This window comes from Streptomyces caniferus (assembly GCF_009811555.1).
In the GTDB taxonomy this organism is placed as follows: Bacteria; Actinomycetota; Actinomycetes; order Streptomycetales; family Streptomycetaceae; genus Streptomyces; species Streptomyces caniferus.
This window is the reverse complement of sequence record NZ_BLIN01000003.1, coordinates 416941-432712: the sequence shown is the minus strand read 5'-3', so window position 1 is coordinate 432712 and position 15772 is coordinate 416941. Positions and strand designations below refer to the sequence as shown.

At 72.6% G+C, this 15772-nt stretch carries 12 protein-coding genes and 1 pseudogene; 5 read left to right on the top strand and 8 right to left on the bottom strand.

The features are described 5' to 3' along the window. Nucleotides 1-34 precede the first annotated feature (34 nt). The 4 genes from Scani_RS10595 (at nucleotide 35) to Scani_RS10580 (ending at nucleotide 4350) form a co-directional block, all read left to right on the top strand. Nucleotides 35-1348, top strand: coding sequence for a four-carbon acid sugar kinase family protein (locus tag Scani_RS10595; protein WP_159472822.1), 1314 nt, complete (start codon nucleotides 35-37; stop codon nucleotides 1346-1348). After that, complete coding sequence (pdxA, locus tag Scani_RS10590; protein WP_159472819.1) at nucleotides 1345-2421, top strand: 4-hydroxythreonine-4-phosphate dehydrogenase PdxA; 1077 nt, start codon at nucleotides 1345-1347, stop codon at nucleotides 2419-2421. The genes Scani_RS10595 and pdxA overlap by 4 nt, the downstream gene beginning before the upstream one ends. Beyond that, nucleotides 2418-3737, top strand: coding sequence for an MFS transporter (locus tag Scani_RS10585; protein WP_159472816.1), 1320 nt, complete (start codon nucleotides 2418-2420; stop codon nucleotides 3735-3737). Before pdxA ends, Scani_RS10585 begins: the two co-directional genes overlap by 4 nt. 394 nt (nucleotides 3738-4131) lie before the next feature. Next, complete coding sequence (locus Scani_RS10580) at nucleotides 4132-4350, top strand: hypothetical protein (protein ID WP_159472813.1); 219 nt, start codon at nucleotides 4132-4134, stop codon at nucleotides 4348-4350. Between the two features lie 97 nt (nucleotides 4351-4447). Here Scani_RS10580 and Scani_RS10575 read toward each other — a convergent pair. Next, nucleotides 4448-4561: pseudogene (locus Scani_RS10575) on the bottom strand (alpha/beta fold hydrolase); the annotation flags it as partial. Between the two features lie 68 nt (nucleotides 4562-4629). Then, nucleotides 4630-5271: a hypothetical protein gene (locus tag Scani_RS10570; protein WP_159472810.1), complete on the bottom strand. Its 642-nt coding sequence runs from the start codon at nucleotides 5269-5271 to the stop codon at nucleotides 4630-4632. 399 nt (nucleotides 5272-5670) lie between these two features. Here Scani_RS10570 and Scani_RS10565 point away from each other — a divergent pair, with 399 nt between their 5' ends. Next, nucleotides 5671-6918 carry a cytochrome P450 gene (locus tag Scani_RS10565; protein WP_159472807.1) on the top strand — a complete coding sequence of 416 codons (1248 nt, stop codon included), beginning with the start codon at nucleotides 5671-5673 and terminating at the stop codon, nucleotides 6916-6918. A gap of 42 nt (nucleotides 6919-6960) precedes the next feature. Here Scani_RS10565 and Scani_RS10560 read toward each other — a convergent pair whose 3' ends face one another. From Scani_RS10560 to Scani_RS10535, 6 genes are all read right to left on the bottom strand, one after another. Continuing rightward, on the bottom strand, nucleotides 6961-8160 hold the full coding sequence (locus tag Scani_RS10560) for an MFS transporter (RefSeq protein WP_159472804.1): 1200 nt from the start codon (nucleotides 8158-8160) through the stop codon (nucleotides 6961-6963). Between the two features lie 133 nt (nucleotides 8161-8293). Then, entirely contained in the window at nucleotides 8294-10099 is a 1806-nt protein-coding gene (locus Scani_RS10555; protein ID WP_159472801.1) for a M4 family metallopeptidase, read from the bottom strand. Nucleotides 10100-10669: 570 nt separating this feature from the next. Beyond that, nucleotides 10670-10960, bottom strand: a complete 291-nt coding sequence (locus tag Scani_RS10550) for a hypothetical protein (RefSeq protein WP_159472798.1) — start codon at nucleotides 10958-10960, stop codon at nucleotides 10670-10672. Nucleotides 10961-11260: 300 nt separating this feature from the next. Further along, nucleotides 11261-11446 carry a hypothetical protein gene (locus Scani_RS10545; protein WP_246295687.1) on the bottom strand — a complete coding sequence of 62 codons (186 nt, stop codon included), beginning with the start codon at nucleotides 11444-11446 and terminating at the stop codon, nucleotides 11261-11263. Nucleotides 11447-11638: 192 nt separating this feature from the next. After that, the gene (locus Scani_RS10540) at nucleotides 11639-12763 is read right to left on the bottom strand and encodes a PP2C family protein-serine/threonine phosphatase (protein ID WP_159472795.1); all 1125 of its coding nucleotides are present in this window, start codon (nucleotides 12761-12763) and stop codon (nucleotides 11639-11641) included. 165 nt (nucleotides 12764-12928) lie between these two features. After that, nucleotides 12929-15673 carry a fumarate reductase/succinate dehydrogenase flavoprotein subunit gene (locus Scani_RS10535; protein WP_159475701.1) on the bottom strand — a complete coding sequence of 915 codons (2745 nt, stop codon included), beginning with the start codon at nucleotides 15671-15673 and terminating at the stop codon, nucleotides 12929-12931. Nucleotides 15674-15772: the final 99 nt, after the last annotated feature.

The window sequence follows — 15772 nt, the reverse complement described above, 5'->3', positions numbered from 1 at the left end:
GAGGACGGCACCGGAGTCGACAGGAGGAGACCTCGTGGCCCAGGTGCTCGTCATCGCGGACGACCTCACCGGCAGCAACGCCACCGGCGCGCTCTATGCGCGCCTGGGCCTGCGGGCCGTCACCGTCGGCGCCCTCGCCCAAGTGGAGCGCTACGCCGACCGGGTGGACGTCCTCGTCGTCAACACCGCATCGCGGCACTGGACCCCGGCCCGCGCCCAGGCGGCCGTCCGCGCCGCCGCCATGACGGCGGGCGAGGCACCCCTGATCGTCAAGCGCGTCGACACCACTCTCCGCGGCAACCCCGGCAGCGAACTCGACGCGCTGCTGGACGTCCTGGCCGCGCGTGAGCCCTCGGCCCGGATCCGGACGCTGGCCGTTCCCGCCTTCCCCGACGCCGGCCGCAGCACGGTCGGCGGACTGCATCTGGTCGACGGCGTCCCGCTGACCCGTACGGCCGTGGCCGACGACCCGTTCGACCCCGTCCGGCACTCCCGGGTCGCGGCCGTCCTCGGGGCCCAGAGCATGCGCAGCACGGACGAACTCGCCCTGGACGTGGTCGAGCGGGGCCCCGACGCGGTCGCCGCGGCGCTGCGGGAGAGCACGGCCGACGTCGTGGTCTGCGACGCCACCGAGAACGCGCATCTGCGGACGATCGCGGTGGCCGCCGCCCACATCGCCGCGGCGGACGGCACCCGCTGGGTCGCACTGGACTCGGGCCCGTTCGGCGCCGCCCTCGCCGGCGAGCTGGGCCTGCGGCCCGCGGGCGGCGCACCCGCCCGCATCCTGGCGGTCGTCGGCAGCGTCACCGACCGCACCCGCACCCAGCTCGCGCGCACGCAAACCGTGCTCGGCGCCCGCTGGGCCGACCTCGACCCCGGTGCCCCGGACCCCGGCGCGGTGCTGGCGGAGCTGCGCGCGGCCGCGGGGGAGGGCGCCACGGTGCTCGGCGTCCGGGTGGCCGCCGCACCGGCGCCCACCGCCGGATCCGCTCCCGTATCCGACCCCCGCGCCGCCGCCCGCATCCTGCGCGCACTCGCCGAGATCGCCCGCCACGCGGTCGACGAACTGCGCCCCGGCGGCCTGTACGCCTCGGGCGGCGACGTCGCCGCCGCGGTCACCTCGGCACTGGGCGCCGACGGCTTCGCCATCGAGACCGAGGTGCTGCCGCTCGCCATCGCGGGACATCTGGTGGGCGGCCCCCATGACGGACTGCTCTTCGCCACGAAGGGCGGCCTGATCGGCGGCCCCGACGCCGCCCGTGACTGCCTGGAACACCTGCGCGCGGCCTGCACCCGGCGCATCCTCGGCCCCACCCTGAGCACCGCACCCCGAAAGGCGATCCCATGACCCACCCCCAGCAGGTGCCCGACGACCGGACGGCGGCCCCCGACGGACCGCTGCCGCTCCTCGCCGTCACCCTCGGCGACCCCGTCGGGATCGGTCCCGAGATCACCGCCCGCACGCTCGCCGACCCGGCTACCGCCGCCCTCGGCCGTGGACTCGCCGTCGGCGACGCCGCCGTACTGCGCCGCGCCGTCGCCGTCTGCGGTCTGGACGTCGAGGTCAACGCGGTGGGCACGCCCGGTGAGGCGCGCTTCGAGCCCGGCACCATCGATGTGCTCGACCTCGGGATCGCCCCCGGCGACCTCCCCTGGGGCACGGTCGACGCGGTGGCGGGCCGCTCCGCCGTGGCCGCGATCGAGGCCGCCACCCGCGCCGCGCTGGCCGGCGAGGTCGACGGCATCGTCACCTCGCCGATCAACAAGGAGGCGATCTGGGCGGCCGGCTCCGAGCACCTCGGCCATACCGAGATGCTCGGCGAACTCACCGGCGCCGCCCACTTCGACACCATGTTCGTGGTGCGCGGCCTCAAGATCTTCTTCACCACCCGCCATCTCGCCCTGCGCAAGGCGCTCGACCAGATCACCGAGGAGCGGGTCGCCGCGAGCATCCGTCACGCCGCCACCGCCCTGCGCGTCTTCGGCCATGACACCCCCCGGCTCGCCGTGGCCGCGATCAACCCGCACGGCGGCGAGGGCGGCCACTTCGGCGACGAGGAGATCACCGTCCTGCGCCCGGCGGTGGAGAAGGCGGCGGCCGAGGGGCTCGGCGTCGTGGGACCGATCCCCGCGGACTCCGTCTTCCACCAGGGCCTCGAAGGCCGCTTCGACGGAGTGCTGTCGCACTTCCACGACCAGGGCCACATCCCCGCCAAGACCGTCGACTTCGACGGCACCGTCTCCGTCACCGTGGGCCTGCCGATCCTGCGCACCTCCGTCGACCACGGCACCGCGTTCGACATCGCCGGCAGCGGCCGCGCCTCCCACGGCACGATGGCCGCGGCCTTCCGCGCCGCCGCCGGCTTCAGCCGCTTCACCGACCGGATCCGCGCCGCCTACGGAACGGCGGTCGCCCAGTGACGGACGCCGGCCCGCAGCCGACCCCGCAGTCGCCGCCCACGACGCCCGCCAAGCGCTGGGCGTACGTCATCCCGGTCGCCGCGATCATGTACATGCTGGCGTATCTCGACCGGAACAACGTCTCCGTCATCCTCCCCTACATGCACGGCGATCTGCGGCTGTCCAACGCCGACAAGGGGCTGGTCGGCGGCGTCTTCTTCCTCGGCTACGTCTTCCTGCAGATCCCGGCCGCGATCCTCGCCCAGCGCTGGAGCGCCCGGAAGACCGTCCTCCTCCTCATGGTGGCGTGGGGCGCGGCCGCGTCGCTCTCCGGTCTCGTCCAGACCAAGTCGCAGTTCTACGTGGCCCGTTTCGTGCTGGGCCTCTTCGAGGGCGGCGTCTGGCCCGCCGTGCTCATCCTGCTCGCCTCGTGGTTCCCGCTGCGCGAGCGGGCCCGGGCCAACGCCCTGTGGATGGCCTGCCTGCCGCTGTCGTCGGTGCTGATGGCGCCGCTGTCGGGCTGGATGCTCGACCACGGGAGCTGGCGCTGGGTGCTGATGCTGCAGGGCGTCCCGCCCCTGGTGTGGGCGGTGGTCTGGTGGTTCGCGGTCGCCGACCGGCCCGCGCAGGCCCGGTGGATCTCCCGCGCCGAGGCCGACCACGTGGAGCGCGCGATCGCCGCCGACGAAGCCGCCAAGCCCTCGGCGGGCAGCGGCTCGTACCTCGACGCGGTCAGGCAGAAATCGGTGCTCGTCCTCATCGGCGTCTACTTCTTCTGGATCACCGGCTTCTACGGCTTCAACCTCTGGCTGCCGTCGGTCATCAAGGAGCTGACGCACGGCGGATCGCCCACCGAGGTCGGACTGCTCACCGCGATCCCGTTCACCGTCGCACTGGTGGTGATGATCGCCAATGCCGCCTGGTCCGACCGCACCGGCAGACGACGCCAGGCGGTGGCCGTCCCGCTCGTCGTGGGCATCGCCGCTCTGCTGCTGGGGCAGGCCGTGGACGGCGCCCTGCCCCGGATGCTGCTGCTGTGTGTGACGGCCGCCGCGGTCTATGCGCCGTACGGACCGTTCTGGGCGATCCCCGGCCAGCTGCTGCGCTTCGAGGTGGTGGCCGTCGCCATGGGACTGATCAACGCGCTCGGCAACCTCGGCGGCTTCGCCGGCCCCTACCTGGTCGGCTGGCTGACCGACGCCACGGGATCCAGCGTGACCGGCTTCGCGGTCCTGTCCGCCTTCCTCGCCGTGGCCGTGGCACTGGTGACGTTGGGCCTGCGCCCGGGCGTGCGCCCCGTACGCCAGGTGGCCCGGGAAGCGCCGGAGGGAGCATGAGGCATTTCCCCTGACGCCTTCTCAATACCGGCCCCATTGTGACGATTGATCAGATTTCCTGACTTTTTCCGGAAGTCGGTTCTCACCCCGAACGGCCGATAGTCACAGGGCAATTCCTGGCGGGTCCGTCCGAGCTGTGGTGTCGTCCGCTCCTCGTCGCGGCCGAGTGATCGCGTCGATGTCGAACGAGCCCTGCCTGTAAGGGCGTTGGGAGTGGGCGTGCCCGGCCCGGGAGGGGTGTTCGACGGCGCCGTGGCCGGGTGTGTTCGCCGTGCGGACCGGAGGGCGATTACTCCGACTCACGCAATTAGTGATGGGTCAGGTTTTGGGAGGTTCTGTGAAGGTGATTCCTGAAAAGGTCGATATACCCCTTTGATCCTCCTGAGGAGCACACATGCGCATCCGCGCCGCGATCGCAGCTAGCGCCCTGGCCACCACGATCGTCATGGGCGGTGCCAGCGCCGCCCTGGCTCACGGCAAGGACCGCCACCACCACAACCACCACGGCCACTACGCCTCCTGCTGGCTCTCCGCGGGCGTCCTCGACCACGTCGGGCCGGTCTTCAGCGAGGGCTGCGAGAAGGGTGGCTGGGGCAACGGCCACCGCAGGTAATCCCGACAGTTTTCCAGCCGGTGCCGGCCGAGAGGACCACAGGTCCTCGGCCGGCACCGGCTGTGTTTCCGGGCTGCTCGCCGGCCCGGAGTCTGTGTCAGCTGTCGAGGAACGACAGCAGATCGGCGTGGAAGTCCTCCTTGTACTTGCCGACCGCCGAGAGGCCGTGCGGCGCACCCGGGTAGACCTTCAGCGTGGCGTCCTTCACCAGGTTTTCTGCCGTTCACCGGCGTACGAGACATGGCCGCGGGGGCCGGGAGTCGGTGGTCCCCGGCGCGCTCAGCAGCGGTCCGCCGGCGGGCCGCTGCCCCGCCGTCTGCGGGCGCTCGAGACGAGCCCCGCGCCGGCGAGCAAGGTCAGACCGGCCATCGTGCCGAAACCCATGAACACCAGCGGCTTGGTCCCCGTCGCCGCCTGGACGGGCTTCGCGGCCGGCCGAGCGGTCAACACCCTGCTGGAGAGGGGGCGTTGGGCGGCGACCGCGGGGAGGTCCGCGGCGCAGAGCCGGTGGACCAGTACGGGCAGCGGATACGGAACGGGCCCGCCGCTGCCGTCGGCACTCCGGGACGGCACGGGCCGGCCGTGGGAGTGTCCGGCCGGCAGGACCGGGCCCGGGACGCTCTGGGGGAGGCCGGATATGGAGGTGGAGTCCTCGGCCAGGGGCCGGAGCGGGCCGGCCGGCGGGACGACGGCGTACCCGGCCTGCCGCGGCGGTGCGGCCGCCCGGTGCCGGCCGTAGGCGTCGGCGAACGCGCAGCGCGGCGGCACCACGGAGGGCCGGGTGCCGCTCCGTGCGTCCGATCCGGCGGCACCACCGGAGGCCGAGGCCGGCCCGGCTGCGCACACCGCCGTGAGCAGGGCGACGACGAGAGCCCCACGGCACAGGCGGCCGAGCGGGCCCAGGGCGAATGGTGCGGCCATGCGATGCTCACTTCTCCGCCTCGACGGCGGGGCTGCTGGATCGGGGACTGCCGGATCCCAGCGTTGACGGCCTCGGCCGGAAGAGCGTGTCGTGGGAGGCAGCGGAGTGAAGGCGGGCGGCCGTCCGGGTGATGGCCCGCCGCACGGTGCATTCCGGCCACCCGGCGCCCGCCCACGCGGCCTCCGGCGACAGGCCGCAGCGGCGCGGTCGACGCGTGCGCCCCGGGCATTCGCGTGCGCCCCGGGCATTGTCGTCCGTGCGCGGGGCGCCCCGCAGTCGCCGTGCGCCGGTCTCGCCACGAGGCGCTCTGGACGGGCCAGACGCGGTGCCCTAGCGTCACAAGCCGGCCGTGCACCGAGGTCCGAGTCCGATGCCACCGAGGGAAGCCGAGGACGCTGGTGACCGCTCTCCCGCAGCCGCCCGACATCCTGTCACCCGCGTTCGCGGCCGACCCCTACCCCGCGTACCGCGTCCTGCGCGAGCACTACCCGGTCTTCTACGACAAGGGCACCGACAGCTATCTGCTCTCGCGGTACGAGGACGTGGCACGGGCCTTCCGCGAGCCGGTGTTCACCACCGACAACTATGCGTGGCAGCTCGAACCGGCGCACGGCGGCCGGACGCTCCCGCAGATGAGCGGTCGTGAACACTCCGTACGCCGCGCCCTGGTGGCCCCCGCCTTCCGCGGCCGGGAGCTGCGGGAGAAGTTCCTGCCGGTCATCGAGCGGAACGCGCGGGAGCTGATCGACGTCTTCCGCGACGATGCGGAAGCCGATCTGGTGGGGCAGTTCGCCACCCGCTTCCCCATCAACGTGATCGTCGACATGCTCGGCCTCGACCGGGCCGACCACGACCGCTTCCACGGCTGGTACGCCTCCGCCGTCGCATTCCTGTCCAACCTGGCCCAGGACCCCGAGGTCGCGGCCGCCGGGCGGCGCGCGGGTGAGGAACTCGCCGCCTACCTGCGGCCGGTCCTCAACGCACGGCGTGCCGCGCCCGGCGACGACCTGCTCTCCACCCTGTGCACCGCGGAGATCGAGGGCACCCGGATGACCGATCAGGACATCACCTCGTTCGTCAGCCTGCTGCTGGCCGCCGGGGGCGAGACCACGGACAAGGCGCTCGCCGCGCTGTTCCGCAACCTGCTGGCCCACCCGGACCAGTTGGCCGCTGTCCGTGCCGACCGGTCGCTGATCCCCGCGGCCTTCGCCGAGACCCTGCGCTACACCCCGCCGGTACAGATGATCATGCGTCAGCCCGCCGCCGAGGTCGCCCTGAGCGGCGGTACGGTCCCCGCGGGCGCCACGGTCACCTGTCTCATCGGCTCCGCGAACCGCGACGAGCGCCACTACGCGCGGCCCGACGCCTTCGACCTCTTCCGCACCGACCTCACCACCGCCACGGCCTTCAGCGCCGCCGCCGACCATGTGGCCTTCTCCCTGGGCCGGCACTTCTGTGTCGGCGCGCTCCTGGCCAAGACCGAGATCGAGCTCGGGGCCAACCAACTGCTCGACGCCTTCCCCGCCATGGGCTTCGCGGACGATGCGGCGCCCACCGACGAGGGAGTGTTCACCCGGGGGCCGGCGCGGCTGCGGGTGCGGCTCACGCCGGACGTCGGCGCGGCGCGGCCTGCCGGTACCGCCTGAGGCGGTGAGAGACCCGGGCGGGCCGGGAGCCGGGCGGGGCGGTCAGTCGGCGGCCGTCGGCGGGTGGCGCAGGACGTAGAGGCCGACGGTGACGGTGAGCGCGATGACACAGGCGGAGAAGGTCAGGCCCGCACCGCGCAGGCCGAGTACCAGCGTGAGCGCTCCGACGCCGACGACCGGCAGCGAGATGCCCAGGTAGGCGACGAGGAAGAAGGCCGAGATGGTGCCGCCCCGGTGCTCGGGCGGTGCCGCGCGGCCCACGGCGGTCAGGCCGGCGCGGAACGCCAGGCCCTGGCCGACACCGCCGCACACCGCACCGATGACCAGCACCGGCAGCGAGGTCACGGCCAGCGAGGTGGCGACGAGGAGGAGGCCCACCACCAGCACCAGGCAGCCGCCCGGCAGGGCCCTGCGCACCCCGATCCGTTCCGTCAAGGACTGTCCCGCGGTCGACCCGAGGAACACCGTGAAGACGATGAGCCCGGCGACGGCCAGATTGTGCACGCCCAGGGTCTGGCCGACGAAGCTCGGTGCCACCGCGGTGAAGAGCCCCAGCAGGGAGAAACCGGCGAAGGCGGCGACGGCCGACGGGGTGAAGACGCCGTGCACTTCGGGCGGCAGCCGAAGACCCTGGGGCCGCAGCGTGTGCGGGCGGTGCGGATGCACGACGGTCTCCGGCAGGCGCCAGGTCGCCACGGCCGCCCCCGCCACCAGCAGCAGGTGCACCAGGAACGGCAGGGTCAACGGCCACGGCGCGTACTGGGCCAGCAGGCCCGACAGCAACGGGCCGCAGCCGAGCCCGCCCATGTTCGCGGCGGTGGCGGCGAATCCCGCCCGTGTCTCCTGGCCCGGCTTCGCGAGTTCCAGCACGGACGCCGTGGCGGCGCCGCTGAACAGCCCGGCGGCGAAGCCGGAGAGCACCCGCCCCAGGAGCAGCATCGGGAGCCCGCCCTCGAAGATGAAGCACAGCGCGCTCGCCGCCGACAGCCCCAGCGCGCAGAACAACACGGGGCGCCGGCCCACTTGGTCGGAGAAGTTGCCGGCGAGGAGGAGAACCGTGATGACGCCGAGGGCGTACACGGCGAAGACCACGGTCACCACCAGCTCGGAGAACCCGAGCTGTTCGCGGTAGAGCCCGTAGAGCGGGGTGGGCAGCGTGGTGCCGGCCATGCCGATCGCGAACACGCCCGCCGCCACCGGATAGCCGGGCCGCCGCGTGCCGCTCGTGCGCTCGCTGATCATGGTCTCAACGTAGGCTCCCGTCGGCCGTGCCGTCGAGAACCACGGAGCAACCCGCGGGCCGGGCCGCGGGTGGGACGCATGTGGTGCCCCCGCGAGCCGCGGGGGCACCACACCGGCTTTGGTCCGGGTCGGATCAGTGCTGGTTCGGCGTGTTGGCGGCCGTCACGTTCACGGCGGCCCAGGCCTTGTCCACGGCCTTGTACTCCGTGCTCTTGGCGCCGTACAGGTCCTTGGCCGCGTGCAGCGTCGCGGTCCGGGCGTCATGGAAGTCGGTCGTGGAGACCATGTACCGGGTGAGCGCCCGGTAGAAGATCGCCGTGGCCTTGTTCCGGCCGATGCCGGTCACCTTCGACCCCTTGAAGGTGGGGGAGTCGTAGGCGACGCCACCGATGGTCTTCTTGCCGCTGCCCTCGGCCAGGAGGTAGTAGGCGTGCGAGGAGACACCGGAACCGGCGTGCACCTCGGTGTCGTAGGACGCCTTCGACCAGTAGTCGACCGTGCCTTCGAGCTTGTCGAGGGACGGCTTGTCCAGACGGCGCAGGAACTTCTGGTCGAGGCCGAGCTTCTCGCCCATCAGGTAGTTCGGCGGGTTCTTCGGGTTGTTGGTCGAGAACTCGACCGCGCTGCCGAAGATGTCCGCCAGCGACTCGTTCAGGGAGCCGGGCTCGCCGAACTGGTTCCCCTCGGCGTCGACCCGGGTGGGCTGGAGGTTGGCCGTCGCGTCGACGACGCCGTGGGAGAGCTCATGACCGGTGACGTCCAGCACGACCAGGGGCTTGGCGAACGTCTTGCCGTCGCCGTCGCCGTAGAGCATGCAGCCGCAGTCCGAGGACCAGTAGGCGTTGCCGACCTTCTTGCCGAAGTGCACCAGGGCGTGTGCCCCGCGGCCGTCGTTCTTGATGCCCTTGCGGCCGAAGGTCTTCTTGTAGAAGTCCAGGGTGCTGGTGATGCCGTACTGGGCGTCGACGGCGGCGGTCGCCCGGCTGTTCGTGGTGCCGTTGCCCCAGCGGTTGGTGGTGCTGGTGAACGCCTTGCCGTCGGCGAACTTCTCCAGCTCCTTGTCGCCGGCGTCCCGGGTCTCGGTGTTCCCGCGGGTGGAGTCCTTGAGGGTGAAGGACTTCTTCGCGGTCCGGGTGGTGGACAGCGGCACGGTGCCGACGAAGAAGGACGCACCGGAGCCGGTGGCCGCCGACGGGAACCCGGCGGTTCCGGCCGCCTCGGCCGTGGCGGCCGGGGAGGGGGTGAGCGATCCGGTCGCGGGGTCGAGCCGCTCGCCCCGGGCACGCAGCTTGGCCTGGACGGCGGGCGACAGGAAGGAGTCGTCGACCGGGGAGTTGCTGAGCACCGCGCCGGAGGCCGCGTCGAGGACGACCGTACGGGCGCCGCCGGCCTCGGCGGTACGGCTGTCGGCCACCTGCACCCGGTAGGCCAGCGTGGTCCGGTTCTCACGGGCGTCCACGACCAGTTCGGCGTCACCGGCCCGGCCCTTCGCGACGGCGGCGGCCTTCGTCCGGGCCTCCGAGGCCGACAGCTTCGGGTCCGTGTCGGGCACGTCGACCTGGTGACGGTAGGCCCGGGTCACGCTCTCGTACGCCGACTTGGCGGTCAGGTGGACGACGAGGTCGCCACCGAGCACCGGCAGTCCGCGGTGCGTGCGAACAAAGCGGACATGCTGTCGGCCGTCCGGATCGACGAGCGCGTCCGTGGCCTTGAGGGTGTCCTTCTTGCCGACTCCGGTGGCCGATGCGTGCGCATGGACGGCGGCGAGTGCCGCGTCAACGACCTTCTGAGGGGCGCGAGTTGAGGCGGAGGTAGCAGCGACCGGCGAGGCCGTGGAGCTGGCGGAGGCAGTGCCCGCCACTCCCGCGGTGAATGTTGCAGCCGTCGTGACTGCGACGGCGATGGCCAGGCGGTGTCCGCGTATGTGGGGTCTACGCACTGCGGTGGGTCCTTAGCGCTGCGGGGGCGGTCGGCACGCCAACCGCCCGTACGCGCGGTGCTGTTGTGCACCACGGGGGCCGTGGGGCCCCGCGCAAACCCTGGTATGTCTGGCATGGGCATGTAAAGAGGAATGATCAGGATTCGAGATTCCTGGTCGAAATTTAACAATTGGTCAGCTTTAGGTAGCCGCAAGGTGACCAACAGTGCTCCATGGGAAGAGACATGGAGTGGCGTGAATTGGTTGCTCGGAGTCGAGCGGAATCGTGAACCGTTATCGGGGCGGCGTCGTCCGCCCCCGCGGCGACGGAAAGCCGGGGCGTCGGAAATCCGACGGTGGCGGGCGGCGGCCCGGGGGTGGAGCGGCTCCGGAAGTCGTGGTGAGCCGGGAGGCCGGGGGGCGCCATGGAGGCGGGGGTATGCGCCTGGCTGCATGGCGCCGGGGTGCGCGCGCCCGACTGCCTGCCGTCACCGGCCGCGTACGGAGAGGGGCGCGCGGAGGCAGGGGATCATGGCGCCGGCGCGCCGACCGGCCGGGCCGTCGGCCCGACGGACGAACCGGGCCGCCGGGCTACGTGTGAAAGAGCTCCTCGAGGGAGGCCTCGGCCCGTTCGCCGCCGCGTGCGGCTTCGACGACGGCCTGGTGGAAGGAGCGGCTGGCTTCTTCGGAATGGCACGGGACGGGGCTGCCCGCCATGGTGTACCAGTCCGTGGCTCCGGTGTACTGCACAGCTACATGCGCCAGGTCGTCCGACCAGGTCGTATGGATGGTCAGGTCACCGTTGATCACGCCGATCTCCGCGGTGCGAACCGCGCCGGGGAGGGCGTGGATCCCGACTGTGGTCCAAGATGCCCAGGTCATGTTGTTCCCCTCGGCGACAAGGGCCCCGGCCGGCGGCCGGGCGCGGTGACTCAAGTTTGGCACCTGAGGTGCGGGAGCGCACCGCATGCGGGGGCGCGAATTCCGGTTTTGGCCGCCGTGAGCGCTGCGAGGGCGCCGGTGTGCTCACGGTGACCATGGCGGTCTGTGCGGATTGCGTCCGTCGTGGAAGTGTGGTGCCGGTCCGTTCGGGGGTGGGAGCGGATCGGGACCGTACCAGCCGTCCTGTCCCGGGGGGCCGATGGGCCGAGGGGCCGGGAGCGGGAGTGCCGCGGTGGGGTCTCAGTCGATGACCGTATGGAAGAAGGTGACGGCGGCACCGAAGGCGGCGCCGCCGACGAGGGTTGCGGAAGCCGGAGTGCCGCCGTTGATGAACGTGAGGACACCGGCGCCGATAGCGGTGAGGGCGCCGAGCAGGAAGATGACGGCGGCGCGCTGACTCAGCAGGGTTGATCTGTTGTCGGACACATCAACTCCGATCTGCGCGGGAGCGACGAATCGCTCGGTGCGGATGCTGATGCTCTGACTGATCTTCTCATCTCACCTTCCGGATCTTCGGCAGCACACGAGGAAAATCCGAAAGCGCCACGAAAGGGTCAACCTGGCAGTACCGGCGCGCCGCCGCCGCAGGGGTTCGCCGGCCGTACGGGCGGCCTCGGCTCAGCGTTCGGCGCTGCTCCCTCCTGGGATGAGCCTCCCGCGGCCCGGCACCTGCCGGGTGATCGCGAGGACGGCCATATCGTCGTCGCGCGGCCCGCCGGTCCAGTCCTCGACGTCCGCGGCCAAGCGGTCGATCAGCTCCCGGGGCTCCCGGAACGGGCCGTGCTCCGCCAGTTGCGTCGCGGGGTCGTAGAACGTTCCGGCGTGGTCCCTGGCCTCCGTCACCCCGTCGGTCACCAGCAACAGGGTGCTGCCCGCCGGGAACGGCCAGTCGGTGGGCCCGGTCCGTGCCGCGCCCAGGGCGCCCATCCCCAGCGGGAGGCCCGGATCGCGGACCTCCAGGGCGCGCACCTCGTCGTCATGGCAGAGGTAGGGCGCGGGGTGGCCGCAGTTCAGCAACCGCAGGCCCGTGGCCCCGGGAAGGACTTCGCAGATCAGGGCCGTGATGAAGCCTTCGAGGCGGTTCTCCTCCGAGGTGTGCTCGCTCTCCCGCAGCAGCGCGTGCTCCATCCGGTCGGCCAGCGCCCTCAGGTCGGGCTCCTGCTCGGCGGCCTCGCGGAACGCACCCAGCAGCACCGAGACCGCGCTCACCGCCCCGAGGCCCTTGCCCCGCACATCGGCGATCATCAGCCGCACGCCGAACGGGGTCCGCTGCACGGCGTAGGCGTCACCGCCGATCCGGGCCTCGCTCTGCGCGGCCTGGTAGCGGGCGGCGATGGCCAGCCGGCCGATACGTTCCGGCGGGGCCGGCAGCACGGCGCGCTGGGCGGCCTCCGCCACCGAACGGACGACGTCCAGATGGCGTCCGTGGCGGGCGATCACCCGATTGACCCCGATGCCCATCAGTGCGGCGAAGAGGGTGTTGATGAGCTCCAGATGGCCTTCGAGGCTGTCGGCGGTGCCGTCCTTCACCGTCAGCGCGAAGACGCCCACGACGATGGCGGCGCCGATCGCCAGGGTGTGCCGCAGGGAGAGCAGGGCGCCGGCCGTCACGCTGGCCGCCGTCAGCATCGGGTCGCCCCAGTAGTCCGCCGGCGAGAACGCGTCCCAGACGAGCCCTCCGGCAACCAGGACGCTCGGGGCGAACTCAACGTATCGGGGCCAACGCGGGGAGAAAGAGGGCATAGGGATTCCTGACCAGCCATCCATGTCGGGTAGCAGGAATATGCCTGTTTTGCAGAGATTTATACAGCGTGCTTCGGTGGTCGGGCGATGCCGGCGGCCCGCCCGACCGGTCCCCTCCGCCCGCAGCCTTCGGTCAGCGGCGGCCCCGGGCGGCCCGGACGGGGGTCACTCCTTCGACGCGAGCCGGGCGTAGGCGCGGACATCGGCGTCCGGATCGTCCGCGACCGTGGCCCGGGCCCGGCGGGCGTCCTCGCGGCCGGAGTACGCACGCAGCGCGAGAACCCCGGCCTTGCGGACGTCCGCGTGCCCGTCGCGGAGCGCGGAGCGCAGCGCGGACACGGCGAGCTCGGGCTCGGCGGCCGCCAGGGCCGTGGCGGCACCGGCCCGGACCTGCCAGGCCGGGTCGCCGAGCGCCGCGACGGCCGCCGCGTCGTACGGCGGCGGGCAGCCGGTGGTGGCCAGCGCCGCGAGCGCCGCGGCCCGTACGAGGAGGTCCTCGTCGCGCAGCAGCAGCGCCAGGTCGCCGGGGCCGCCGACCGTGCCGAGGCCGTGCGCGGCGGCCACCCGGACCTCGCGGGAGGGGTCGGTGGCGGCACCGCGCAGAGCGTCGGGAGCATCGACGGAGACCAGAGCGCGGACGGCCTGGAGCCGCACCTCCACGGCCGGGTCGCCGAGTGCGGCGGCGAAGAGGGCGCGGTCGCCGAGGCGGAGCGCGCGCAGCACCTCCACGGCCGCCGAGCGGACCACGGCGTCGGGGCCGTGCAGGGCGGTGACCAGCGGCGGGCGCAGGCCGGGTTCCGGCGTCAGGACCTCGACCAGTTCCCGTAGCGAGGCACCGGCGGCGGCGCGTACGGCCGGGTCGGGATCGGCGAGGGCGGTGGCCAGGGCCCCGCCCGTGCCGGACGGGACGCTCTCGGTGAGCGCGTCGACGGCGGCACGGCGGACGGCCGGGTCGGGGTCGGTGAGGTAGGGGCGCAGCGTGCCGAGGTCCGGCTGGTCCTCGGCGAGGGCGAGGAGTTCGAGGATGCGGGGGGAGGCGCCGGGGCCGTTGCCGGCCGCGGTGCCGGCGCCCGGCACCGCCTCGCCCGCCGCCTCGGCTCCTGCCCCCTCCGCGCCGCCGCCCGTGGACCCCACCGGCGGCGTGTCGCTCCGCCCCGCCGTGGCGACCTGCTCCGGGTGGACCTCGCCGAGGAACCGGGGGGCGCCGCCCACGGGGGTGTACGCGTCGACCGGGACGAGGTACGGCGCCACCGGGCGGGCCGTGAACTCCATCGCTCCGGTGGCCGATTTGCGCAGATCGAGGTGGTGCAGCCAGTCCTCGTCGTTGCTCTGCGGGTGGTCCGTGCGCTCGTGGTAGAGACCCCAGCGGGACTCGGTGCGGGCCAGCGACGACCGGGCGGCCATCTCGGCGCAGTCGCGGATGAAACCGACCTCGGCGCAGCGCATCAGCTCGTGCGGGGTACGGGCGCCCATGCCGGCGATATCGGCGTGCATCCGCTCGAAGTGCTCGACGGCCAGCGACAGGCGGGCGCCGCTCTTGGGCGGGGCGACGTAGTCGTTGACGAAGCGGCGGAGCTTGTACTCGACCTGGGGCTGCGGCGGGCCGTCGGGATGGCCGAGCGGCCGGTAGACCAGCTCGTGGGCGGCCCGCAGCTGGTCGGCGGGCAACTCGCCCTCGTACGCCCGGTACCGCGCCGCGTCCGCGCCCGCCAGATCGCCGAAGACGAACGCGCCGATCATGTAGTTGTGCGGGACGCAGGCCAGGTCGCCTGCCGCGTACAGACCCGGCACGGTGGTGCGGGCGTGGTCGTCGACGCGTACGCCGGACGCCGAGTGCCCGCCGCACAGGCCGATCTCGGAGATGTGCATCTCGATGTCGTGGGTGCGGTAGTCGTGGCCGCGCCCGGCGTGGAAGGTGCCGCGGGTGGGACGCTCGGTGGTGTGCAGGATGGTCTCCAGCGCGGAGACGGACTCCTCCGGGAGGTGACTCAGCTTCAGGTAGACCGGACCGCGCGGGGAGGCGACCTCGGACGCGAACTCCGCCATCATCTGCCCCGACCAGTAGTCGGACTCCACGAACCGCTCGCCGTGCCGGTTGACCTGGTAGCCGCCGAAGGGGTTGGCGACATAGGCGCAGGCCGGGCCGTTGTAGTCCTTGATCAGCGGATTGATCTGGAAGCACTCGATGCCGGTCAGTTCGGCGCCCGCGTGGTAGGCCATGGCGTAGCCGTCGCCCGCGTTGGTGGGGTTCTCGTAGGTGCCGTAGAGATAGCCGGAGGCCGGCAGACCGAGGCGGCCGCAGGCGCCGGTGGCGAGGATCACCGCCCCGGCCCGGACCGTGACGAACCGCCCGGTACGGGTGTGGAAGCCCGCCGCGCCGACCGCCCGGCCGCCGGAGGTCAGCACCCGCACCGGCATCACACGGTTCTCGATGCGGATCCGCTCGCGCATCTCCCGGCGGCGCAACTGCCGGTAGAGGACCTTCTTGACGTCCTTGCCCTCCGGCATCGGCAGCACGTACGAGCCGGAGCGGTGCACCTGGCGGACCGCGTACTCGCCGTGCTCGTCCTTCTCGAACTTCACGCCGTAGGACTCCAGCCGCTGCACCATCGCGAAACCGCGGGTCGCGGTCTGGCGGACGGTGGACTGGTCGACGATGCCGTCATTGGCGCGGGTGATCTCGGCGACGTAGTCGTCGGGTTCCGCGCGGCCCGGGACGACGGCGTTGTTGACCCCGTCCATGCCCATGGCGAGCGCGCCGGAGTGGCGGACATGCGCCTTCTCCAACAGCAGGACGGAGGCGCCGTGTTCGGCGGCGGTGAGTGCCGCCATGGTCCCGGCGGTGCCGCCGCCGATCACGAGGACGTCGCAGGACAGCTCCTCGGCGGCGTCGAGGGAGGGGATCTCCATGGCTTCCGGGGTTCCCAGGGCGGTGCCTTGCGGCATGGCGGTGCCTTTCGGTCGCCGGGTCACGTCGTACGACGCGCCGGTCACATCGGTCACTTCGGT